Source organism: Polaribacter sp. Hel1_85, assembly GCF_000766795.1.
Lineage (GTDB): Bacteria > Bacteroidota > Bacteroidia > Flavobacteriales > Flavobacteriaceae > Polaribacter.
In genome coordinates, this window is the sequence record NZ_JPDS01000001.1 from 858,800 (window position 1) to 883,060 (window position 24,261).

General features: G+C 28.6%; 25 protein-coding genes. 12 read left to right on the top strand and 13 right to left on the bottom strand.

Going from position 1 to position 24,261, the window contains the following annotated elements; all coding sequences use genetic code 11:
* Positions 1–40: 40 nt before the first annotated feature.
* From PHEL85_RS03820 to PHEL85_RS03870, 11 genes are all read right to left on the bottom strand, one after another.
* Positions 41–1,612: a helicase HerA-like domain-containing protein gene (locus PHEL85_RS03820; protein ID WP_036821235.1), complete on the bottom strand. Its 1,572-nt coding sequence runs from the start codon at positions 1,610–1,612 to the stop codon at positions 41–43.
* Between the two features lie 159 nt (positions 1,613–1,771).
* Entirely contained in the window at positions 1,772–2,779 is a 1,008-nt protein-coding gene (locus PHEL85_RS03825; RefSeq protein WP_036821238.1) for a DHH family phosphoesterase, read from the bottom strand.
* Positions 2,780–3,035: 256 nt separating this feature from the next.
* The gene (locus tag PHEL85_RS03830) at positions 3,036–4,262 is read right to left on the bottom strand and encodes a DUF1566 domain-containing protein (RefSeq protein WP_081965086.1); all 1,227 of its coding nucleotides are present in this window, start codon (positions 4,260–4,262) and stop codon (positions 3,036–3,038) included.
* 395 nt (positions 4,263–4,657) lie between these two features.
* Positions 4,658–5,413 carry a LytR/AlgR family response regulator transcription factor gene (locus PHEL85_RS03835; RefSeq protein WP_036821241.1) on the bottom strand — a complete coding sequence of 252 codons (756 nt, stop codon included), beginning with the start codon at positions 5,411–5,413 and terminating at the stop codon, positions 4,658–4,660.
* Positions 5,414–5,460: 47 nt separating this feature from the next.
* Positions 5,461–5,799, bottom strand: coding sequence for a 2TM domain-containing protein (locus PHEL85_RS03840; protein WP_036821245.1), 339 nt, complete (start codon positions 5,797–5,799; stop codon positions 5,461–5,463).
* On the bottom strand, positions 5,777–6,112 hold the full coding sequence (locus tag PHEL85_RS03845; RefSeq protein ID WP_036821248.1) for a 2TM domain-containing protein: 336 nt from the start codon (positions 6,110–6,112) through the stop codon (positions 5,777–5,779). Before PHEL85_RS03845 ends, PHEL85_RS03840 begins: the two co-directional genes overlap by 23 nt.
* Positions 6,105–6,413 carry a 2TM domain-containing protein gene (locus PHEL85_RS03850; protein WP_036821251.1) on the bottom strand — a complete coding sequence of 103 codons (309 nt, stop codon included), beginning with the start codon at positions 6,411–6,413 and terminating at the stop codon, positions 6,105–6,107. Before PHEL85_RS03850 ends, PHEL85_RS03845 begins: the two co-directional genes overlap by 8 nt.
* Position 6,414: 1 nt before the next feature.
* Positions 6,415–6,705, bottom strand: a complete 291-nt coding sequence (locus tag PHEL85_RS03855) for a 2TM domain-containing protein (protein ID WP_036821254.1) — start codon at positions 6,703–6,705, stop codon at positions 6,415–6,417.
* Positions 6,706–6,707: 2 nt separating this feature from the next.
* Positions 6,708–7,031 carry a 2TM domain-containing protein gene (locus PHEL85_RS03860; RefSeq protein ID WP_036821257.1) on the bottom strand — a complete coding sequence of 108 codons (324 nt, stop codon included), beginning with the start codon at positions 7,029–7,031 and terminating at the stop codon, positions 6,708–6,710.
* Complete coding sequence (locus tag PHEL85_RS03865) at positions 7,031–8,389, bottom strand: 2TM domain-containing protein (protein ID WP_036821259.1); 1,359 nt, start codon at positions 8,387–8,389, stop codon at positions 7,031–7,033. Before PHEL85_RS03865 ends, PHEL85_RS03860 begins: the two co-directional genes overlap by 1 nt.
* 39 nt (positions 8,390–8,428) lie before the next feature.
* On the bottom strand, positions 8,429–8,842 hold the full coding sequence (locus PHEL85_RS03870; protein ID WP_036821261.1) for a DUF2141 domain-containing protein: 414 nt from the start codon (positions 8,840–8,842) through the stop codon (positions 8,429–8,431).
* A 195-nt stretch (positions 8,843–9,037) separates the two neighbouring features.
* On the opposite strand from PHEL85_RS03870, the gene PHEL85_RS03875 reads away from it, so the two are divergent.
* The 12 genes from PHEL85_RS03875 to argH all read left to right on the top strand — a co-directional run bounded on the left by PHEL85_RS03875 (position 9,038) and on the right by argH (position 22,573).
* The gene (locus PHEL85_RS03875) at positions 9,038–10,525 is read left to right on the top strand and encodes a bifunctional ADP-dependent NAD(P)H-hydrate dehydratase/NAD(P)H-hydrate epimerase (protein ID WP_036821264.1); all 1,488 of its coding nucleotides are present in this window, start codon (positions 9,038–9,040) and stop codon (positions 10,523–10,525) included.
* Between the two features lie 588 nt (positions 10,526–11,113).
* Complete coding sequence (locus PHEL85_RS03880) at positions 11,114–11,731, top strand: GNAT family N-acetyltransferase (RefSeq protein ID WP_036823085.1); 618 nt, start codon at positions 11,114–11,116, stop codon at positions 11,729–11,731.
* Positions 11,728–12,903 (top strand): argininosuccinate synthase, encoded by a 1,176-nt coding sequence (locus PHEL85_RS03885; protein WP_036821267.1) that lies wholly within the window; start codon positions 11,728–11,730, stop codon positions 12,901–12,903. Before PHEL85_RS03880 ends, PHEL85_RS03885 begins: the two co-directional genes overlap by 4 nt.
* Positions 12,904–12,905: 2 nt before the next feature.
* Positions 12,906–13,883 carry an N-acetyl-gamma-glutamyl-phosphate reductase gene (gene argC / locus PHEL85_RS03890; protein WP_036821270.1) on the top strand — a complete coding sequence of 326 codons (978 nt, stop codon included), beginning with the start codon at positions 12,906–12,908 and terminating at the stop codon, positions 13,881–13,883.
* Positions 13,884–14,124: 241 nt separating this feature from the next.
* Entirely contained in the window at positions 14,125–14,916 is a 792-nt protein-coding gene (gene proC / locus PHEL85_RS03895) for a pyrroline-5-carboxylate reductase (protein WP_036823087.1), read from the top strand.
* A gap of 4 nt (positions 14,917–14,920) precedes the next feature.
* Positions 14,921–16,048, top strand: a complete 1,128-nt coding sequence (locus PHEL85_RS03900) for an aspartate aminotransferase family protein (RefSeq protein ID WP_036821273.1) — start codon at positions 14,921–14,923, stop codon at positions 16,046–16,048.
* A 53-nt stretch (positions 16,049–16,101) separates the two neighbouring features.
* Complete coding sequence (locus PHEL85_RS03905) at positions 16,102–17,295, top strand: glutamate-5-semialdehyde dehydrogenase (RefSeq protein ID WP_036821274.1); 1,194 nt, start codon at positions 16,102–16,104, stop codon at positions 17,293–17,295.
* A 142-nt stretch (positions 17,296–17,437) separates the two neighbouring features.
* A complete protein-coding gene (gene proB, locus PHEL85_RS03910) occupies positions 17,438–18,202 on the top strand; it encodes a glutamate 5-kinase (RefSeq protein ID WP_036821280.1) in 765 nt (254 codons plus the stop codon).
* 87 nt (positions 18,203–18,289) lie between these two features.
* Positions 18,290–19,228 carry an acetylornithine carbamoyltransferase gene (locus PHEL85_RS03915; protein ID WP_036821289.1) on the top strand — a complete coding sequence of 313 codons (939 nt, stop codon included), beginning with the start codon at positions 18,290–18,292 and terminating at the stop codon, positions 19,226–19,228.
* Positions 19,229–19,333: 105 nt separating this feature from the next.
* Positions 19,334–20,110 (top strand): acetylglutamate kinase, encoded by a 777-nt coding sequence (argB, locus tag PHEL85_RS03920; RefSeq protein ID WP_036821291.1) that lies wholly within the window; start codon positions 19,334–19,336, stop codon positions 20,108–20,110.
* A gap of 1 nt (position 20,111) precedes the next feature.
* On the top strand, positions 20,112–21,179 hold the full coding sequence (locus tag PHEL85_RS03925) for a M20 family metallo-hydrolase (RefSeq protein ID WP_036821292.1): 1,068 nt from the start codon (positions 20,112–20,114) through the stop codon (positions 21,177–21,179).
* Positions 21,180–21,295: 116 nt separating this feature from the next.
* The gene (gene argH, locus PHEL85_RS03930; RefSeq protein ID WP_036821293.1) at positions 21,296–22,573 is read left to right on the top strand and encodes an argininosuccinate lyase; all 1,278 of its coding nucleotides are present in this window, start codon (positions 21,296–21,298) and stop codon (positions 22,571–22,573) included.
* A 79-nt stretch (positions 22,574–22,652) separates the two neighbouring features.
* Here the strand turns inward: argH and PHEL85_RS03935 are convergent, their stop codons facing one another.
* Positions 22,653–23,249 (bottom strand): hypothetical protein, encoded by a 597-nt coding sequence (locus PHEL85_RS03935; protein ID WP_036821295.1) that lies wholly within the window; start codon positions 23,247–23,249, stop codon positions 22,653–22,655.
* Between the two features lie 6 nt (positions 23,250–23,255).
* Positions 23,256–24,041: a metallophosphoesterase family protein gene (locus PHEL85_RS03940; protein ID WP_036821296.1), complete on the bottom strand. Its 786-nt coding sequence runs from the start codon at positions 24,039–24,041 to the stop codon at positions 23,256–23,258.
* Positions 24,042–24,261: the final 220 nt, after the last annotated feature.

Sequence of the window (24,261 nt, forward strand, 5' to 3'; positions counted from 1 at the left end):
TTAGTTTTGTTCTTATTTAAACGTTCTTTTTTTGATTTTGTTACTTCAATACTTTTTTTAATATTCCAAATGCTGCTCTAATAAAAGTGGCACTTGTTAATACTTTTACAATTGGGTTCTGCCTTGTACTTCTTCTTCTAGAAACACTTCTAGAGGCTCTTTCTTCCCTTTGTCTTTCTTTCTCTTTTTCTTTAGCTAATTTTTCTTTTTCCTTTTTGTCTATTGCTGCTTTAATTGCTTTTTCTTCTGCTATATTTATCTTATTAATTTTAGAGTTTAGCAATTCATAAGCACTATCTCTATCTAAATTTTCATTGTATTTATAAAAAAGACGTGAATTATTAATTACATTTTTAAGCTCTTTATCTGTAAGAATATCCATTCTACTCATTGGAGCACGCAACATAGTTCTTGCCAATGGAGTTGGAATTCCTTTTTCGTTTAAAACTGATACAAATGCTTCTCCAATACCTAATTGTGTTAACACTTCTTTGGTATCATAATATTCTGAATCTGGATAATTTTCTGCAGCCAACTTAATTGCTTTTCTATCTTTTGCAGTAAAAGCTCTTAAAGCGTGCTGTATTTTTAAACCTAATTGTGCTAAAATATCTTCTGGCACATCTTTAGGGTTTTGGGTTACAAAATACAACCCAATTCCTTTAGAGCGAATTAGTTTTACGATGCTTTCTATTTGATTTAATAAAGCTTTTGAAGCTTCTTCAAACACCAAATGTGCTTCATCTATAAAGATGATTAATTCTGGTCTTCCAGAATCTCCTTGTTCTGGAAAAGTTTCATATACTTCTGCCAATAATTGCAACATAAATGTTGAAAACAACTTTGGTTTGTCTTGAATGTCTGTTAAACGCAACACAGAAATAATTCCTTTTCCATCTTCGTCTACTCTTGTTAAATCTTCTACATCAAAAGATTTTTCACCGAAGAATAAATCTCCTCCTTGTTGTTCTATTTCTACAATTTTACGCAAAATTGCACCTGTAGAAGAAGAAGAAATTCGTCCATATTCATTTTGGATTTCTTCCTTCCCTTCTTGTGTTACAAACTGTAAAACTTTTTTAAAATCTTTTATATCTAAAAGTGGTAATTTATTATCATCACAATATTTAAAAATGATAGCAACAATGCCGCTTTGTGTTTCTGTTAAATCTAAAATCCTAGATAATAAAACAGGACCAAATTCTGAGATTGTTGCACGCAACCTTGTTCCATCTTGTTCAGAAATTGTTAAGACTTCAATAGGAAATTTTTTAGCAGTAAAAGGAAAACCAATTTTTGCATGACGCTCATCAATTTTTGCATGTCCAGGACTTGGTTGTGCCAAACCAGATAAATCTCCTTTAATATCCATTAACAACACAGGAATTCCTTTATCTGAAAGGTTTTCTGCTAAAACTTGTAACGTTTTAGTTTTACCTGTACCTGTTGCACCAGCTATTAAACCATGTCTATTTAAAGTTTTTAAAGGAACTTTTACAATTGCATTTGTTATGGTTTCTTCTCCTAACATTGCTGCACCAAGTTCTATAAAATCTCCTTTGGTTTTATAACCGTTATTAATGTATTCAAAAAATTCTTCCTGCTGACTCATCTACTTAAATTTTGATAAAAATAATCAAAGTTTAATTGTTAGGAAATTTTTTGAAGATTTTGTTGAAAATAGTTTTTAATAAAAACCATTTATAAAAAAAAGAGGTTTAATATTTAGTTAAACCTCTTTATACTATTTTAATATATTGTAAAAAGAAAATTATTCTTGTTTAGGGAAATACTGTGGAATTAATCCTTTTAATTTTTCTAATGTTTCTGCTACAGTTAACTCACACATTCCACCAGAAGCATTTGCATGTCCTCCACCATTAAAATGTTCTTTTGCTAAAATATTTACTGGGTTTTCTACTCCTTTAGATCTAAAAGAAATTTTCATAATTCCATCTCTTTCTGTAAATACAATGGCAGCTTTCATTCCTTTAATAGATAAAACGGTATTTGCTAAACTATCTGTGTCTCCTTTTTTGTAATTGTATTTTGCCAATTCTTCTTTAGATAAAGAAATAATTGCAACATTGTGTTCATATAAAATCTCTAACTTTTCGCTCATTGCATATCCTTGCAAACGCAAACGACTTTCTGTATTATTATCGCTTAATTTTTCATGAATTAAATGATGTTCTACACCTGCAGCTAAAATTTTTGCTAAAACTTCATGCGTTCTTGGTTTTACAGAATTGAATCTAAAACTACCTGTATCTGTTAAAATACCTAAATATAATGGTGTTCCTATTTTTTCATCTAACAAATCTATATGTCCAGATTGTTCTATTAAATCTACAATTAATTGTGATGTTGATGATGCTGTTGTTTCAGAAACCGTTATTGTAGGAAACTCTTCAGGATTTAAATGATGATCTATCATAATTTTCTTGCAAGTTGCTTCTTCTAACAAAGCTTGCATTTCTGGTCCTACTCTATTAGTTGCGTTATAATCTAAACAGAAAATTAAATCTGCTTTTTGCATTTGTGCAGTTACTTCTTCTGGATTTTCTTCCATTAAAAGAATTGCTGAAGTATCTAACCAATATAAAAAATCGGGTGCTTTATCTGGATGACAAACAACTACTTTTTTACCTAATTTTTCTATAAAATAAAGTAAACCTAAAGAAGAACTAATTGAATCTCCATCTGCAGATTTATGTGCTGTAATAACAATATTTGATGCAGCTAGAATTTCTGCTTCTATTTGTTTGTAAATATTCATGAATTTTATTTTGTGCAATTGCTATTTGTATTACAATTGTATTTTAAAAAAAAGATGCGAAGTTAGTTTTATTATTGAAGTGAAAAAGGAAGAATTTATAGTTTTTAATTTGAAAACCCTACTTCGTTCTAAATGTTTCTTCAAAAAAAAAATAGTTTTCTAAAATTTGATTTTTATAATTAATACTGAAACTAATTCAAATAAATAAAGGTCTTACTAAATAAGCAAGACCTTTGTAACAAATATTTAAAGTCGTTTAATTTTTGATATTTCTTACACTTCTTACATAATTATAAACATATCTTACATCTCCTTGAGGACCAAAATAATCTGGATAAGCAGACGAACTACCACTTTTAGGATCACTTCTTTGACAACCAGCTCCATGAACATCCATTAAAACACCATTCATTTGACCTTGTCCCTCACCAAAAGCAATGTATACTGCACCAGAATAAGGATTTACCCCATCTAAATGAGTTGTTCCTGTCCAAAAATATGGATATTGTCCACTACTTCCTTCTGGATCTTTAATTTCTGTTGTATCAAAAACGGAATCAATTGCTGGTGAATTAGTAGTTTGTGGCGATTTTGAGTAATCTACAATACTTTGTAATTCTTTAGCATTTGGTAATCTCCAATCAGAATAATCAGCTAATTCTAAGTTTTCTGAATACGCTAAAGAAGATTTCCAATCCAATCCTGTACCATTATCAGCTTTTTGCCACATTAAACCAGTAGCATTATCACTTACAGTTCCATCTCCATTATCTACAAAATCGTTTTTACCATAAGAGGTATTTCCTCTAACCATTCTAAAATACATTGTATTTACGTTTCCTGTACCAACTTTGTATTTAGGATACCCTTTTATACGTCCGTCTACAAAATTAACACCAAAAACCGTTTCATCACTACTCATAGTTACACCAACATATTGTGTAGAAGACCAAGTTTGAGCATCAATTTCTCTTTCTCCTATACTTACATCTCCTATTGATTGTTTAAAAAAATTAGTATCTATAAAGAAATCAACTGCTTTCTGACCTTCAACCTGACCCGTAAATAAAATTAAAGAATAAAGTTCTTTTATTGTTGGAACTCTCCAATCATTATATCCTCCTAAATTAGAGTTTTCTGCTTTGGTAAAAGCTTCATCATAACTAATTTTTGCTCCCATATCTTCTTCCCACATTAAACCTGTTATATTGTCTGTAATAGTTCCATCTTCATTATTTTGATAAGATGGTTGGTTTCCTGAATAGTTTGCATCCTGTCCATAAAAATCTTCATTTTCACTTACCAATGAAACAGGACTCACATCAGAATAAAAGTTTGTTACCTCTGTATCTACAATTGAATAAGGATATTCTAAATTAAGTATCGTGTCTTCTGAACTTTGAGAATCTTCAATGTCTTCTGAATCTTTACTACAACCAATTAGAATTCCTAAAAAGGCAATAAATAATACATATTTTTTCATTTCGTTTATCTTTTTTTTATTTATTGGTTTGACCCTTTTTATTGTAAAAAGTTTAAATAAAAATTGAATAAATTTAGATTTATTTTGAGACGTAAATTTTACGCATAAAAAAAGAACTAACAATGAAGTAGTTAGCTCTTTTTTTCATCAAATAAACATTTACAATATGTTATAAAATCAAAAATTGCAAAAAGAGATATAAAATGCTTTAAATACTTTCTTCATTGTTCAAAAATGAAATTTATCACCTTTAATAAAACAAGAAATATAGTGAATTGTTATTTTGTGCAAGTGAATAGTTAAAAATACTTCTCGATACATTTTCTTCATTCTTCAGAAAACACTCGAAATGACAAACTCTACCTACTCTCACTTTGAAACTTAAAAACTAATTATTAATCAATCCAATTTTTAAAGCCTTTTACACGCTCTCTACTTACAATAATTTCGGTTTCGTTATAAGAATGTAAAATCAATTTTAAACGTGAATTAGAATAAGCTATTATATCCTTAATTGAATTAATATGAATAATGAAGGTACGATTTACTCTAAAAAAATGCTCTGGATTTAATTGTTCTTGCCAATGCTCTAAAGAATAATCTAATAAATAATTTCTGTTTTCTTTTGTATGAATATAGGTAGATTTATTCTCGCTATAATAACACTCAACTTCATCTATATGAATAATTTTTATATGTTGGCCAACTTTAATTGTTAGTCTTTTTTTAAACTTTCTATCAACCGGATTTACTAATAATTTTCTGATGTCATCCAAGTTTACTTGAACATCTGTTTGCTTTGGTTGATTTTCTTTAAACTTATCTACTGCTACTTTTAATTCATCTTCATCTAAAGGTTTTAGCAAATAGTCTACACTATTTAATTTAAAAGCTTTTAATGCATATTCATCATAAGCAGTTGTGAAAATAATGGCAGATTTTACTTCAATTTCTTCAAAAATCTCGAAAGATAATCCGTCTGAAAGTTGAATATCTAAAAATATTAAATCTGGATGCTCATTATTTTGTAACCAATTTAAAGATTCTTCTACAGAATGTAACATTTGCTGAACTTCTATTTCTAGAGTTGCTAACATTCTACTAAGCCTTCTTGCTGCTGGCTTTTCATCTTCAATTATTAATATGTTCATTTTTATTAGTTGTTAGTTTTTAATGTTGAGTTCTTAGTTAAAAAAAGTTATTCTTTCATAAATTCATTAATTTTTCTTTCTTCCCAATCTCTTCCATATTTACTTGTAAATCCAAAAGTATTTATTACATCAGCAGCTAAGAAAACTCCCCAAATAAACCAGATAGGAATATGAGTAAAGCCATCATCATCAAAATGATTACTTACAACAAAATCTCCAAATATTTTAAATGAAAATTTCCAAACAAAAGTTAAAAACAAATTAACCAATATGTAAGTAACTATGTGTTTGTAGAAGTTTTTGATTTCATCAACTCTTAATTTTGCTCTTATTAATTTTTTCTCATCTAAGTATTCCATCTCTTTAAATGTATTTACTACGTTCATCTTCTTTTTCCATTAATTCTTTAATTTTCTTTTCTTCCCAATCACTCCCAAGACCTAAAGATTTAAAACCAAAAACTCCTAACCAATGAAAAAACATTCCTATTCCCCAGAAAACCCATGTAGAATACACTCCAAAATTAGAAAAAGTATCTACTAATTGATATCCACTTTTTGTCAATCCCCAAATAACAACTCCACTAATAAAAATATTAACTAACACGTACACTATTAAATGAACGTAAAACCCTTTTATGGCTTTTACTCTCTTTTTAGCTCTTAAAAAACTGTCTTCTTGTATAAATTTATTATCCACGATTGTTATCTTTTTTAATTTGTTCTTCCATGATTTCTTTAATCTTATTTTCTTCCCATTCTTTTCCTAATCCTAATTTACTAAACCCGAAAACGCCTAACCAGTGAAAGAAAATTGCTAATAACCAACCAAAAACTGCAAACCAAAAATAATGAAAACCTGGTACAAACATTAAGTTTGTTATGATGATAATTGGCAAAGACAAAACATAAACTGCAAAGTGAACATAAAAGCCTTTAATTTCGTTTACCTTCTTTTTTGCCTTAATATAAGCTTGTTCTTGTATAAAATCTTGTTCCATTTTATTGATTTTTTTCCTCCATAAATTCTTTAATCTTTTTTTCTTCCCAGTTATTTCCTAAGCCTAAAAGCTTGAATCCAAAAACTGTTAACCAGTGAATAAAAAGACCAGATCCCCAACCTAATGTAGAAAACCAAAACCAATGAAAATGAGGCTCGTATGTTAGGTTTACAAAAATAATTATTGGAATAACTATACAGTAAATGGTTAAATGTATATAAAACCCTTTTATATCCTTTACTCTTTTTTGAGCTTTATAATAACGTTGTTGTTGTGTAAAATTTGTTTTCATTATTATCTATATTTACTTTGCTCATTCATATATTTTTTAATCTTTTTTTCTTCCCAGTCTTTGTTAAAAAATATACGAATTCCAAAAGTATTTAATGCCTGAAAAAAGATTCCTATTCCCCAAAATAACCAAATTTTATAGTTATGATAATCTGTAAAAGCTTCTTTAAAAGTATCCCCATCATTTATATCGCCTACAATAAAAATGGCACTTAAAAAGATATTTACTACAATATAAGTTGCCAAATGTTTGTAAAATTTACTAATCTTTTCTACTCTTTTTCGAGCCAGAACATATTTTTGTTCTTTAGTGAATTCTTTCTCCATTACCTTGTTCTTTTATGTTGATCTTTTTCCATCATTTCTTTAATCTTTCTGTTTTCCCAATTTTTACCTAAGAAAATATTGTAGTTATTTACTTCTAAAAAGTGAAATACTAATCCCATTCCCCATCCAAATATTGGAAACCAAAACCAATGAAATCCTGGAGAGAATCTTAAATTGATAAATATTAAAAAAGGTATGACTAAACAGTAAGAAGCTAAATTTTGATAAAATTCTTTTAACTTTTCTACTCTTTCTACTGCTTTTACGTAATTGCTATTTTCTAAATCTTCTGAGTACATAATATTGTTCATTTTATATAAGAGAGGTAAACTCACCTTAAAAGTTTTGTTGTTATTTTCTATTTTCACTCCTTTTTGAGTGATTAATCCATATCTATCAGCAATATTTTGCAAACCTACTTTGGTGCTTTTTCCTATTGCTTCTTTAGGATTGATGTTATTTTCTATAATTAAATAAGTGTCTTCTTCATAAATACTAATTGTTAAAGGTTTAGAAGAAGAAACCACATTGTGTTTTACAGCATTTTCTAATAAAAGTTGCAAAGACAAAGGCACTATTTTTAACTCTACATTACTAATTGCATCTGGAATATTAAATTTTACAGCATCTTCAAAACGCATTTCTAACAATTGCATGTAGGTTTTTGCAAACTTTAATTCTTCTGCAACGGGCACTAAATCTTTATTTCTTTGTTCTAAAACGTATCTATAAACTTTAGATAATTTAGTAGTAAATTTTTCTGCTTGGTTAGGGTTTTCGCCAATCAAACTCGTTAAAACATTTAAACTATTAAACAAAAAATGCGGATCTAATTGATTTTTTAAAGATTCAAACTTTGCTGTTTCTGTTTTTGCTACTATTTCTTGTTTGGTAGTTTCTTGTGTCATTGCAGATTTCCAATTGATCATAAAACCTCTAGCATGTAAAAAGGTAGAAATCCCTAAAGAAAGTACAATATAAAATAAGTGAACCCATAAAAAATCTCCTTTAAAAAAGTTATCTCCACTATTGTTATTAATTACTACAAAAACAACATAATCTATTAATAACACAATAGGAACTGTGTATAAAACGGTACCAATTATTCCTGCCCAAACACGCTCATTAGTTTGTGTAATCCAATTCCATTTTTGAGATAAATAATTATTAATGAAACCATTACCAAATCCAATTCCAAAAGAATACATTCCAGAAATAATGAAAGTCCACATAAAGCCTTCTAAAGTTGTCTGACCGAAAATTAATCCAAAGATCAATCCAAAAATAACGGTTAGTTTTAAACAAAGTATGACTCCTTTTTTAATACTTCTAATTGTATATACTTCTTGGTCTTTCATTATTATCTACTTGTAAAATGTATTTATTTGACTAATTTACTAAAATCTGATTTCTAAAGTAACATTTTTATCATCAAGCTTAAATTTTGCGTCATCGAATCTAGGTGGTCCAAAAGACATATTATTATTAGAAGCTCCATAATCTTCTAAAGGCATTCTATTTGATTGAAAATCCATTTTATCGTTATTGTTTTTATCATGATAGCAGATAATTGCATATTCACCTGCTTCAACGTTTTCAAAAACTACTACACTTTTTCCTTCTATAATTTTAGATGCAGAGGCTTGTATAGGTTTCATTCTAAAATTTTCTTTATTGTATAATGCAAATCCTACTTTTCCAAAATCTGAAGATACATTTACCACTGTTGCTGTAATTGTTTGGTTTTGTGCTTTTATTGAATTTGTAATAAATAGCATTGTCATTGCTAAAAGTCCTACTATAAGTTTCATAATATTTTGTTTTAATGGTTAATTATGGTACAAATATGCAACTGAAGTTTTCTTTTTTAAATTAAAGAATACCGAACTGTATTTTTTTTAGGATGAATTGTAGTTTCGAGTATAATATGATACTATTATTAATCAAAAAAGCAAATATCTTGATAAAAAAAATGTAACTTTAAGTTCTCTTTAAAATCTTAAATTTTGTTCGATCTCAAAAAAATAATATCGGCAAATCAAACAAGAAAAACCGATAATCATACTATTAAAAAAGAATGCATTTCTTCTTTAGAATTAATGGAGAGAGCTTCGCTTTCTTTTGTGAATGCTATTGAAAAAAATATTTACAATTATCAGAAAATTGCAGTTGTTTGTGGAATTGGAAATAATGGTGGAGATGGTTTTGCAATTACAAGAATATTGCAATCTAAAGGATATCTTGCAAAAGCAATTTTAATAAAAACAGCTAAAAATCTTTCTAATAATTGTAAAACAAATTTTAACAAACTAGCAGAAGTAACAATTATTGAAACCAAAGATGATTTGTTAGATTTTAAAAAATTTGACATTATAATTGATGCTCTATTTGGTTCTGGCCTAACTAGAAAAATTGAAGGTTTAGCTGCTAAGGTTATCAAAAACATGAATGCAGCAAAAAAACATGTTTTATCTGTTGATATACCTTCTGGTTTATATTGTGATAAATTGCCTGATTCTGATTTTATTGTAAAATCTGATATTACAATTAGTTTTCAAAGACCAAAACTATCTTTTTTCTATCTAGAAAGTAATCAATATATAAAAGATTGGAAAGTAATTAACATAGGTTTGGATGAAGATTTTATTCAAAAACTACCTACCAATAATTTTATTTTAGATAGAACAATTTCTGAAAGCTTAAAAATAAGAGAGAAACATGCACATAAAGGAACATTTGGTCATTCTTTAATTATTGCAGGCTCTTATGGTAAAATTGGAGCTGCTGTTTTGGCTTCTCGAGCTTGTTTAAAATCTGGTGCTGGGCTTTTAACAACATATATTCCAAATTGTGGATACGATATTTTGCAAATTTCTACACCAGAAGCAATGTGTTTAACAGATAAAAAGAAAACCTATATTTCTAAATTACCTGATATTTCTTCTTATAATTCTATTGGAATTGGACCAGGAATAGGAAAAAAAGCTTTAACAAAAATAGTTTTAAAACAACTTTTTGAATCAACAAAAGTTCCATTAGTTATAGATGCTGATGCTTTAAATATTATTTCTGAGAATAGAGAATTAATAAACAAACTTCCAAAAAACTCAATTTTAACTCCACATCCAAAAGAATTTGAAAGATTAGTTGGTAAATGGAAAACCACTATAGAATGTTTTGAAAAACAAAAACAGTTTGCAAAAGAACATAAGTGTATTGTTGTTTTAAAAGGTGCAAATACATGTATTTGTAATCCAGAAGAAATACTTTTTTTTAATACTACTGGAAATCCTGGAATGGCAACTGGTGGAAGTGGTGATGTTCTTACAGGAATAATTACAGGATTATTAGCGCAAGGTTACACTCCGATTAAGGCGGCTTTAATTGGTGTATATTTTCATGGAAAAGCAGGAGATAATGCCACCAAACAAAATGGAGAAAATTCATTAATTGCTTCAGATATTATCAATTATTTAAAAATTGAAACTGAATAATTTTGTTTAAAAAATTTATTATGATACAGATACGCAACAGAATTTAAATAATAATTAGTTGCTTTTTATGACGTGTTTTTAATATTTATAAAAAATAGAGGTTATAAATAGTAAAAAAATAACATATTTATCAATTTATAAATTATCAAAAAACGATTATTTAACCCATTTATTGATTTATTTTTAACGCAAATTCCAAATTTGTTTAAATTTCATAAAACTTATAAAAAAGCGCTACACTTATGATAATACCTTTAAAAAAATATATACTTTAGCCGTATGATTACTTCAAGAAGAAATAAATTATGTACTACAATAAGTCCCAGCTTGCGCTTGCGCAACCGCCGTCGCTAATATTCTACTTTAGCAACAAGTCAACTTATTATAGTATTTATCCATTTATTTTTTTATCGTGAATCTTTCTTACAAAACTTACTTACAACCTTTAGTTATTTTAAACAATAACAATGTACGACGCAGTTTTCCATTTCGCCCTTTGGGTGTTTAAAATATTATGGAATTTAGGTGAGTCCGATTCTACATTCAAAAAACAAACAACAACTTATACAAAATAAAAAACACAATGCAATGGAAATTGTAATTGCTAACAAATCACATACAGTTTACGCAGATATTATTTGCAAAACTATTGAAGACGCTGCTCAAGTAAGAGGAACTGGTATTGCAAAAAGAAAACCAGCATACGTTGCCACTAAAATGGAAAACGGTAATGCTGTAATTGCTTTAGATGATGGTAAATTTGCAGGCTTCTGTTATATTGAAGCTTGGGGACATGGAAAATTTGTGGCCAATTCAGGTTTAATTGTACATCCAGATTACAGAAATCTAGGATTAGCAAAACAAATTAAAGAGGTTATTTTTAAGCACTCTAGAACTAAGTTTCCAGACTCAAAAGTCTTTAGTATTACTACTGGTTTAGCGGTAATGAAACTAAATAGCGATTTAGGTTACAAACCAGTTACTTTTTCTGAATTAACAGATGATCAAAGTTTTTGGGATGGCTGTAAAACTTGCAAAAATTTTGATGTTTTAACAAGAACAGAAAGAAAAATGTGCTTGTGTACAGGTATGTTGTTTGATCCTAAAAATCAAAATAAAGAGAAACCTGAAATAATTAAAGAAAGCGTTTTTAAAAGATTAAAAAACATTAAACAGAACTTGTTTCTAAAAAAAGAGAAAAAATGAAAAAATTAGTAATTGCTTATAGTGGTGGTTTAGACACTTCTTATTGTGCCGTAAGTTTATCAAAAGAATATGATGTACATGCAGTTAGTGTAAATACAGGAGGTTTTACAACTGAAGAAATTAATCATATAGAAAGTAACGCCTATAAAATGGGAGTTACTACTTATAAAAATATTGATGCTGTTGCTACTTTTTACAACAAAGTAGTAAAGTATTTAATTTTTGGTAACGTATTAAAAAATGCTACTTACCCATTATCTGTAAGTGCAGAAAGAATTATACAAGCCATAGAAATTGTAGAATACGCAAAAAGTATTGGCGCAGAATATATTGCTCATGGTAGTACAGGTGCAGGAAATGATCAAGTAAGATTTGATATGATTTTTCAAACATTGGCTCCTGGTATAAAAATTATTACGCCAATTAGAGATCAAAAATTAACCAGGCAAGAAGAAATAGATTATTTAAAATCTGAAGGAATTGATATGCCTTGGGAAAAATCTAAATACTCTGTTAACAAAGGTCTTTGGGGAACTAGTGTTGGTGGTGTAGAAACTTTAGAATCTGAAAAACCTTTACCTAGTGAAGCTTATCCTTCTCAATTAGAAAAAGAAGGTGAGGAAAAAGTAACATTGACTTTTAAAAATGGTGAATTTGTTGGTTTAAATGGCGAAAAAAACAAACCAGAAGTAAATATTGAAAACCTAAATGATATTGCATCAAAATATGCAATTGGTAGAGATATTCATGTTGGAGATACCATTGTTGGTACAAAAGGAAGAGTTGGTTTTGAAGCTGCTGGTGCTTTAATTACGGTAAAAGCACATCATTTATTAGAAAAACACACCTTAACAAAATGGCAATTACAACACAAAGAATATTTGTCTAGTTTTTATGGAATGCATTTACATGAAGGTCAATATTTAGATCCTGTAATGAGAGATACTGAAGCTTTTTTACAAAGTTCTCAAAAAATGGTTTCTGGTAATGTTATAGTTTCTTTAAAACCTTATCACTTTTCTTTAGACGGAATAATTTCTGATCACGATTTAATGTCTAGTGCTTTTAGTACTTATGGTGAAGAAAATAAAGCTTGGTCAGCAGATGATGCTAAAGGTTTTATTAAAATATTAGGAAACCAGAATAAAATTTATAGACAAGTAAACTCATAATTATGTTACAAGTAGGAATAATTGGAGGTGCAGGTTATACAGCTGGTGAATTAATCAGATTGTTACTAAATCACCCAGAAACAAATATCGATTTTGTGTACAGTACTTCTAATGCTGGCAACAAATTATATAAAGTACATCAAGATTTAATTGGATCTACAGAAATTTCTTTTTCAAGCGAAATTAATGCAGATGTAGATGTTTTATTTTTATGTTTAGGACATGGAAACTCAACTGCTTTTTTACAAAAAAATAGTTTTTCTGACAATACTAAAATTATTGATTTAAGTAATGATTTTAGATTACTTGCTGATAAGAATTTTGAAGGAAAAGAGTTTGTTTATGGTTTACCAGAATTAGATAAAGAAGCGATAAAAACAGCTAAATATATTGCAAATCCTGGTTGTTTTGCAACTGCTTTACAATTGGCAATTTTACCTTTAGCTGCAAAAGGTTTGTTAAAAGATGATATTCATATAAACGCTGTAACAGGTGCTACTGGAGCAGGAACTTCACTTTCTGCAACTACGCATTTTACGTGGAGAGATAATAACTTTTCTCACTACAAAGCTTTTAATCATCAGCATTTAGGAGAAATTAATCAGACTGTAAATCAGTTACAAGAAAACTTTAATTCAGAAATTAACTTTATGCCAAATAGAGGTGATTTTTCTAGAGGAATTTTTGCAACAACATATACAAAATTTGAAGGTTCTCTTGAAGAAGCTAAAAAAATATATAAAGAGTATTATAAAGATGCTGCTTTTACAATTGTTTCTGATGAAAGCATATTCATGAAGCAAGTTGTAAATACGAATAAGTGTTTGGTACAATTAGAAAAACATGGAAATAAATTATTAATAACAAGTACTATTGATAACCTTTTAAAAGGAGCTTCTGGTGCAGCTATTCAGAATTTGAATTTAATGTATGGTTTTGAAGAAACGTTAGGTTTAAATTTAAAAGCGAATTATTTTTAGTAGTCACTCAGTTGCGTTAGCGATTGAAATGGCATCCTTTTTATGCTGAACTCGTTTCAGTATCTATAGAATGTTAAATTGCTTTTGAAAGTATTAAGCAGATGCTGAAATAAATTCAGCATGAAAAGATATAATGTAAAGCGCGACCCTTGTGGTAACGCCCAAAGAAACACACAACAACACAACTAATAACAACACAACTAATAACAACGAAACCACTAACAAACAACAACTAGCAATTATGAAAGTAGCAATTATTGGAGCAGGAAGTTTAGGACAATCTATAGCAAAAGGTTTATTAAAAAATGAGGTAGTAAGTTCATTATATTTAACTAAACGAAACACGAATTCACTTACTGATTTTAATGTTTATAACGAAGTAATTATAACTTCTGACAATGAAAAAGCTATAAAAAACTCTGATATTTTAATTTTTGCTGTTCAACCAAGACACTTAAAAGCTATTTTAGATAAGTTAAAATATAAGTTTAAAAAGGAACAAATAATAATTTCTGTAATTACAGGTTTTTCATTAGCAAAAATTGAAAACATTATTGGTTCAAAACATTTTACAATTAGAGCAATGCCAAATACTGCTGCTTCAGTTGGGCAATCTATGACTTGTATTTCTGCAAATGAAAAAGGAAAAGAAAAAATAGAATTGGCAAAAACTATTTTTAATAGCTTAGGTCATTCTATGGTAATTCCTGAAGAACAATTGCAAGCTGCAACTGTTATTTGTGCAAGTGGAATTGCTTTTTGGATGCGTTTAATTCGTGCAACAACTCAAGGTGCAATTCAATTAGGTTTTGAAGCAGATGAAGCACACGAATTAGCAATGCAAACTTGTTTTGGAGCTGCTACTTTATTAAAAGAATCTGGTAGACATCCAGAAGCAGAAATAGACAGAGTTACAACTCCTGGAGGTTGTACAATTGAAGGTTTAAACGAAATGGAACACCAAGGTTTAAGCTCTTCTTTAATTAAAGGGATTAATAAATCATTTGATAAAATCAACCAAATAAAAAATTAACAACATGCCATTATTTAACGTTTATCCATTGTACGATGTTACACCTGTCAAAGCTAAAGGAGTTTATGTTTATGATGAAAACAAAACCGAATATTTAGATTTATATGGTGGTCATGCTGTAATTTCTATTGGTCATGCACATCCAAAATATGTGGAAGCAATTACCAATCAGGTTGCTAAGTTGGGGTTTTATTCAAATGCGATTCAGAATCCTTTACAAGTTAAATTAGCAGATAAATTAGAAGCTCTTTCTGGTTGTAAAGACTACGAATTATTTTTATGTAATTCTGGTGCTGAAGCAAATGAAAACGCATTAAAATTAGCTTCTTTTAAAACAGGAAAATCTAGAGTTGTTGCTTTTAAAAACGGTTTTCATGGTAGAACTTCTGCCGCTGTTGCTGCAACTGATAATAAAAGTATTATTGCACCAATTAACGCACAACAGAAAGTTACTATTTTAGATTTAAATGATATTGATGCTGTAAAAACAGAACTTGAAAAAGGAGATGTTTGTGCTGTTATTCTTGAATTTATTCAAGGAGTTGGTGGTTTAGACCAAGCAACTGCTGAATTTTTTGAACAAGTAGATATACTTTGTAAAACAAATAATACTTTTTTAATTGCTGATGAAGTTCAATCAGGTTATGGAAGATCTGGTAAGTTCTTTGCTTTTCAATATTACAATGTTACTCCAGAAATTGTTTCTATAGCAAAAGGTATGGGAAATGGTTTTCCTATTGGAGGAATTTTAATTCACCCAAGTATTGAAGCTAAATTTGGAATGTTAGGAACAACTTTTGGAGGTAATCATTTAGCTTGTGCTGCAGGTTTAGCTGTTTTAGATGTAATTGAAGAACAAAAACTAATAGAAAATGTAAATGAAATGTCTTGTTATTTCATGAAAATTGCAAAGACAATTCCGCAAATAAAAAAGATTAAAGGAAGAGGATTAATGCTTGGTTTAGAATTCGATTTTGAAGTTGGAGATTTACGCAAGAAATTAATTTATGATTATCACATCTTTACTGGTGGAGCTATGAATAAAAAATTATTAAGAATTTTACCTCCATTAACGGTAAGAAAAGATCATATTAATCAGTTTTTTGAAGCATTAGTTGATATACTAGATTAATAATTAGTTTTTTAAGCATTAAAACCATCAACTAAAAACATACACCAAAAATAATGAATAGATTATTATCCATAGAAACTAGAAATGCTGTTTTACTAACAATGGCAGATCTTCTTGATAAAGAAAGAGAAGCAATTATAAGTATCAATAAAACAGATTTAGAAGCTTATAAAGGTGATGATATTTCTATGTTCGATCGTTTAAAAGCAGATGATGCAAAAGTAGATGAAATGATTAAAGCTGCTAAACATTTAGCATCGCAAGCAGATCCTGTTGGTGTAGAACGTTTTAGTTTTAAGCATGATAATGGAATGCAAGTTTATAATAAGACTGCTTCTTTTGGTACTGTTTTAATTATCTATGAATCTAGACCAGATGTAACTGTAGAAGCTGCAGGAATCGCTTTTAAATCGGGTAATAAAATTCTTTTAAAAGGTGGTAAAGAGTCTTTAAATTCTAATTTGAAGATTGTAGAACTTTGGCATAAAGCTTTAACACAACACAATGCATCTACAGATTGGGTAGAATATTTACAATTTAATAGAACAGAAACACAAGCATTTTTAGAAAAACCAACTCAAAAAGTAGATTTAATTGTACCAAGAGGTGGAGAACGTTTAATTGCTTTTGTAAAATTACATGCTACTTGTCCGGTTATTATTAGTGGACGTGGAAACAACTTTGTGTATGTTTCTAAAGAAGCAGATTTAGATATTGCTATTGATGTTATCTTAAATGGAAAATCTAAAATTTCTGCATGTAATGCAGTAGATAAAGTTTTAATTGATGAAAATCTTGAAGAAAAGGAAACATTTATCAACCAATTAATATCAAAATTAAATGATGCTAAAATTCAGGTTTTAGGTGATGAAATTGTCGCTAAAAATCATAACTTAGAACAAATTTCATCAAACGAAGTTTGGTATGAAGAATTTTTAGATTATAAAATTGTAATTGGAGAAATTGCTTCAACTTCTGATGTAATAGCTATGATTAATAAATATTCTGGCGGACATTCATCAGCAATTATCACTAAAAATAATGATGAAGCAAAAGTATTTATGGAAAATGTAGATACAGCTGCTGTTTATCATAATGCTTCTACTCGTTTTACAGATGGAGGTCAGTTAGGTTTAGGTGGTGAATTAGCAATCAGTACAGATAAATTACACCAACGTGGACCAATTGGTTTACAACATTTAGTAACCAACAAATGGTATATTCATGGAAATGGACAAACTAGATAGTAATTATTAAAGAATAAAAAATGGAATTTTTAAATAGAATAAACGTGTCATTTCGACCTTGTGGAGAAATCTAAATCCAAGAGATTTTTCGACTTCATTACATTTCGCTCAAAATGACACAAATATTTTTTAATTAAATTAAATGCAAAAAAAGAAACGCATATTACTAAAAATAGGTTCTAATACATTAACCAAAGAAACCAATAATATCTCTAGAGGAAAAATTGAAGATATTGCAAATCAGATTGCAAAATTGAAAGATACTTGTGAGTTTATTATTGTAAGTTCTGGTGCAATTGCTGTTGCCAAACAATTTGTTAAATTAGATAGCAAACAAGAAGAAGTCTTTGTAAAACAAGCCTTGGCTTCTATTGGTCAGCCTCATTTAATTAGAATTTATCAAGAAATTTTTAGAGAATATGGTTTATTGAGTTCACAATGCCTACTCTCCTACTCAGATTTTGAAAAACAGCAAAGTAAAACCAATATTGTAAATACTATAAATGTTTTAGTTAACAATAATTACATTCCTATTATCAATGAAAATGATACTGTTGCAACAGATGAAATTCAGTTTGGTGATAATGATAAATTAGCAGCTTTAACCGCTACATTATTAGATGTTGATTTGTTGATTATTGCAACAAATACCAATGGAATTTACACAAAGGAGTCTATGAAAAATAATACTCCTGAAACAATTAAAGAAGTTACTGATTTTGATGCCTTAAAGAATGAAGTTGTCAATTCTAAATCTTCTCATGGAAGTGGTGGAATGGGATCTAAAATTGAAGCAGCAGAAATAAGTAAAAACGCAAACATAGAAACGTGGATTGTAAACGGTTTAGAAGATAATTTTATCACAGATGCTTTTGAAAATAAAGTTCCGTTTACAAAAATTAAGTAAAAAAGTGTAACTGTTTAAATGTGTAATTATTTAATCGTCTTGGTACTTTTAAACAATTAAACGATTAAACGATTAAACAATAAAAAAATGAAGAATTACACATCCATAAACGACATTGACGATATCAATTCTTGGATTGAAGAAGCCAAAGAAATTAAAGCAAACCCTTTAAAAAATATCGAATTGGGAAAAAACAAAACATTAGGATTGTTATTCTTTAATTCGAGTTTACGTACACGTTTAAGTACACAAAAAGCAGCTTTAAATTTAGGAATGGATCCAATTGTAATGAATGTTTCTGGTGATGCTTGGGGAATTGAATTTGGAGATGGAACTGTAATGAATGGTAATACTGCAGAACATATTAAAGAAGCTGCAGCTGTAGTTTCTCAATATTGTGATGTAATTGCAGTAAGAGCTTTTCCGAGTTTAACAGACAAAGAAAAAGACGAGTCTGAACAAGTTTTAAATTCATTTGTAGAATTTGCTTCAGTACCAATTGTAAGTATGGAAAGTGCAACCGGGCATCCTTTACAAGGTTTAACAGATGCAATTACAATTTCTGAAAATGCAACAAAAAAGAAACCAAAAGTGGTTTTAAGTTGGGCTCCTCATGTTAAAACGTTACCACACGCAGTTGCTAATAGTTTTACACAAGCAATGCAAAAAATGGATGTCGAGTTTGTAATTGCAAATCCAGAAGGATATAATTTAAGCAAAGATATTACTAAAGACACTCCTATTTATCATAATCAAGAAGAAGCTTTTAAAGATGCCGATTTTGTGTATACAAAAAACTGGAGTTCTTATGAATCTTATGGTCAGATTTTAGAGGTTGATGAAAATTGGACCATCACAAAAGAAAAAATTGGTGATGCTAAATTTATGCATTGTTTACCTGTTAGAAGAAATGTAGTTGTAGAAGATGCTGTTTTAGATTCTGACTCTTCTTTAGTAATTGAACAAGCAAATAACAGAACATTTGCAGCGCAAATTGTTTTGAAAAAAATATTGGAAGATTTATAAAAAGTAAATAAGAAATAAATGTCATTTCGAACGGAATGAAATGTAGTTGAGAAATCTATATATACAAGATTTCTCCATAAAGTCGAAATGACAGAATAAATAAAAATGGAAAAACTATCAGTCATAAAAATTGGAGGAAATATTATTGAAGATGAATCTTCTTTAAATGCTTTTCTACAATTATTTGCAAATTTAGAAGGAAATAAAATCCTTGTTCATGGAGGTGGTAGACGTGCTACTCACATTGCGTCTAAATTAGGAATTGAATCTAAAATGGTTAATGGTAGAAGAATTACTGATGCAGAAACTTTAGAGGTAATTACTATGGTTTATGGAGGTTTAGTCAACAAAAATATAGTGGCTAAATTACAAGCTTTACATATTGATGCAATTGGCTTAACTGGTGCAGATATTAACAGTATAAAATCTGATAAAAGACCTGTAAAAGAAGTCGATTTTGGTTTTGTAGGTGATGTAAAAAAAGTTGCTACAAAGTCTATTGATAAATTGATAAAAGCAGATTTTACGCCTATTTTTTGTGCCATTACACATGATGGAAATGGTCAATTATTAAATACAAATGCAGATACTATTGCAAGTACAATTGCAGTTGGAATGAGTGAAATCTATGAAACATCTATCTATTATTGTTTTGAATTGAATGGAGTTTTAAAAGATTTTAATGATAAAAATTCAGTGGTAAAACAAATCAACTCTAAGACTTATAAAAAATTATTAGAGGATGAAATTATTACTGATGGAATGATTCCTAAAATAGACAATTGTTTTGATGCTCTAAATAATGGTGTATCAAAAGTAAATATTGGAAATACTTCTATGTTAACTAAAGAAAACGATAATTTCACAACAATTACCTTATAAAATGAGTATTGAAAAATTAACAGAAGACGCAATATCACTTTTAAAAAATTTGATAGAAACGCAGTCTTTTTCTCAAGAAGAAGATAAAACTGCTTTATTAATTGAAGGATGGTTCAATCAATACGAAATTCCGTTTAAAAGAACAAATAACAACATTTGGGCAACTAATAAACATTTTGACGACAGTAAGCCAACATTGCTTTTAAACTCTCATCACGATACTGTAAAACCAAATTCTAAATACACAAAAGATCCATTTAAAGCTATTGTAGAAGATGGAAAATTATATGGTTTAGGAAGTAATGATGCGGGAGGTTGTTTGGTTTCTTTAATTGCTACATTCACAAAGTTTTATGCTGAAGAAAATCTAAAATATAATTTAGTTATTGTTCCTTCTGCTGAAGAAGAAAACAGTGGTCCAAATGGTTTAAATAGCATGCTTTCTATTATTCCACATATTGATGTGGCAATTGTTGGAGAGCCAACCTTAATGAATTTAGCGGTTGCAGAAAAAGGTTTGGTAGTTTTTGATGCAGAGGTTGATGGAACGCCAAGTCATGCAGCACATCCAAATGATAATAATTCCATTTATAATACTATTGAAGTTTTACAATGGTTTAAAGATTATAAATTCGAAAAATCTTCTGACGCTTTGGGTGATGTGAAAATGACAGTTACTCAAATTAATGCAGGTTCTCAGCACAATGTTGTTCCTGGACATGTAGATTTAGTCGTTGATGTTCGTGTAAATGATGCGTATTCTAATCAAGAAATTGCAGATACTTTACAAAGAGAATCGCCTTGTACAAAAATAACACCAAGAGGTTTAAAATTAAACTCCTCTTCTATTTCTATTGATCACGATTTGGTAAAAGCAGGAATTGCAATGGGAAGAGAAACGTATGGTTCTCCTACACTTTCTGACCAAGCTGTATTATCTTGTCAATCTTTAAAATTAGGACCAGGAGATAGCACGCGTTCTCATTCTGCCGATGAATTTATTTATCTTGCAGAAATTGAAGAAGGAATTAAAATATACATTGAATTATTGAATCGGGTAATTGTTTAAATAGATAAAAAAATAATATAAGTTGTCATTTCGACCTTGTGGAGAAATCTATATTAGAAAGATTTTTCGACTTCATTACATTTCGCTCAAAATGACAAACAAAAACAATAAAAATTATGAAACTTTGGGATAAAGGATTTTCAATAGATCAACAAATAGAAAAATTCACAGTTGGTAATGATAGAGAAATTGACATGCATATTGCAAAATATGATGTTCAAGCATCATTAGCACACGCAATAATGTTAGAATCTATTGGTATTATTTCTGCTGATGAATTAAAAGATCTAAAAAAAGGTTTAGCAGAATTAGCTTCAGATCTTGAAAATGGAACATTTATTATAGAAGAATCTTTTGAAGATGTACATTCTAAAATTGAATGGGAACTAACGAAGAAACTAGGTGAAGTTGGTAAAAAAATTCATACAGCACGTTCTAGAAACGACCAAGTTTTAGTTGCTTTACAATTATATTACAAAGAAAATTTAGCAATTGTAAATGATAAAGTAAAAGGTTTATTTGATACTTTATTAAACCTTGCAGAAACGCATAAAGAAAGTCTTTTACCTGGTTATACACATCTACAAGTAGCAATGCCATCTTCTTTTGGTTTATGGTTTTCTGCTTATGCAGAATTGTTAATTGACGATGTATATGTTTTAAATGCTGTTTCTAGAGTTGTAGACCAAAATCCTTTAGGTTCTGCCGCTGGTTATGGTAGCTCCTTCCCTATTGATAGAGATTTAACAACTAAAGAATTAGAATTTGCTACTATGAAATACAATGTAGTTGCAGCACAATTAAGTAGAGGAAAAAGTGAGCGTTCTATTGCTTCTGCTTTAGGAGGATTGTGTAATACAATTTCTCGTTTTGCAATGGATGTTTGTTTATATATGAGTCAGAATTTTAATTTTATCTCTTTTCCAGATGAATTAACAACAGGAAGTAGCATTATGCCACACAAGAAAAACCCTGATGTTTTTGAATTAATCCGTGGAAAATGTAATAAAATACAAGCTTTACATACAGAAATGGTGATGATTACCAATAATTTACCTACTGGTTATCACAGAGATTTTCAATTATTAAAAGAAAATATTATTGCAGCTTTTGAAGATGTAAAAGATATATTAGATATCTGTACGTATTCTATTCAACAAGTAATTGTAAAAGATATTGATTTGAATGATGAAAAATATCAATATTTATTTACTGTAGATAGTATTAATAATTTAGTAGTAGATGGTATGTCTTTTAGAGAAGCTTATCAAAAGATTGGTGGTCAAGTTCAAGCAGGAACTTACAAACCAGATTTAGGTAAACAACATTCTCATGTTGGAAGTATTCACAATTTATCTTTGGATAAAATTGCAGAAAAATATCCTAAACAATAACGATAGATTACAAATTGTAAAAATCCTAAATTCAATATGAATTTAGGATTTTTACTATATTGAGTATTTTTTATGAGAATTAGAAATAAAAATTTACTCCAATATCTGCACTAAAAACATCAATTAAATCGACTTCTTTTAAAGTAATTGCATACCATAAATACGTTTCTACAGTTCCAAATTCTAAATAAAAATCTACTCCTTTAAATATTTTTGGTTTCTTAAAATCCTTGTGAATTAAAGCTCCTCCAAACAATGTAAAATGAACAGCAGTAGGAAAATAATATCCATCAGGATATTTACTTGGTAAGGTTGTAAATGAATTTGTACCAATATCTAAGGTTGTAGTAAAACCTGCTATTGGAGATATTGTTAAATTCTCACCAATTTCTTTTCTAAAAATAGGAAACGTATTCTTAATAGTAATTAAATGTATATTATCTGCTTTAGAAGCAGATTCAGGTACAAATCCGTACAATAATTCTGAGTATAAAACTTCATTAAACAATTGATAACCTACTCCTACAGAAATTAAACCAATATTTCCTGCAAATTGTGTTTTTACATAATCTGGTACATACCATGATTTTTCTTTCACTGAAATCGTTTCTTGTGCATAAGAATTGCTAAAAAACAACACTAGTATTGATACTATAAATATATTTTTAATTTTCATTTTTATTTATAATTCTATCAATTCAACACTAAAACTTTTATCTTTTACAGATACTATATTATACGCTTTCTGTTTTACTGCGGGTGCAGTTAAATAACTTACATCTCCTTCTTCAAAATTGTAAGTATGTGTATGTCCATGTATAGATAAAGGAACATTATATTCTAACATTAAAGCTCTATACTTTTGTTCTAATTCATCATCAAATTGATCTCCATTAGGAGGAATGTGAGTAATAACAAATACTTGATTAAAATTGGTGTTATTTTTTAATTCTGATGTAAACCAATCAAAATCTAATTCCTTATCACTCTCCCAAACCACATCATCAAAAAGGATAAATTTGTTGTTATTAAACTCAAAAGAATAATTATAATCCCCAAACATTTTTTTATAAATGATTGCTCCATTATTATTATAATCATGATTTCCTATAACTGTAAGATAAGGTTTCTTAAGACTTGACATTATATCATGAAAAATCTCATATTCTCTTAATAATGCTTGGTCTGCAATATCACCTCCAAAGATTACAAATAAAATATCATCTCTTTTATTTATATCATTAATAACAGTTTTAAGTTGATCGTAAAAAAAATGTACATCAGAAATAAAAGCAAATTTAAAATCTTTAGATTCTACTAGAATACTCTCTAATAATTTTAAATTTTTATCTGTAGTATTTTGTTGTTTACTTTTTACGTTGGCTTCATAAACACTAAACTCAAAAGGATGATCACAAGCCGAAAAAACGAACACTAGACTTAGTAGCGCTACTTTTAAAAACTTCATTTGTTTATTTTTTATAAATTAAAAAAAGCTCATTATTTATCTTGTTCAATTATAATATTACAACAAGCTTAGATTTGCTCTAATAGACGACAATAATCACAAAACTTACAACTTTAGAGAAAAAAATATAGTTCTATCTTTAAATATTATTAATAAATAATAATCCCTTTTTTAACAACAAATAAAGTTTGATTTGTAAGTTTTTTTATTAAAAGATTAT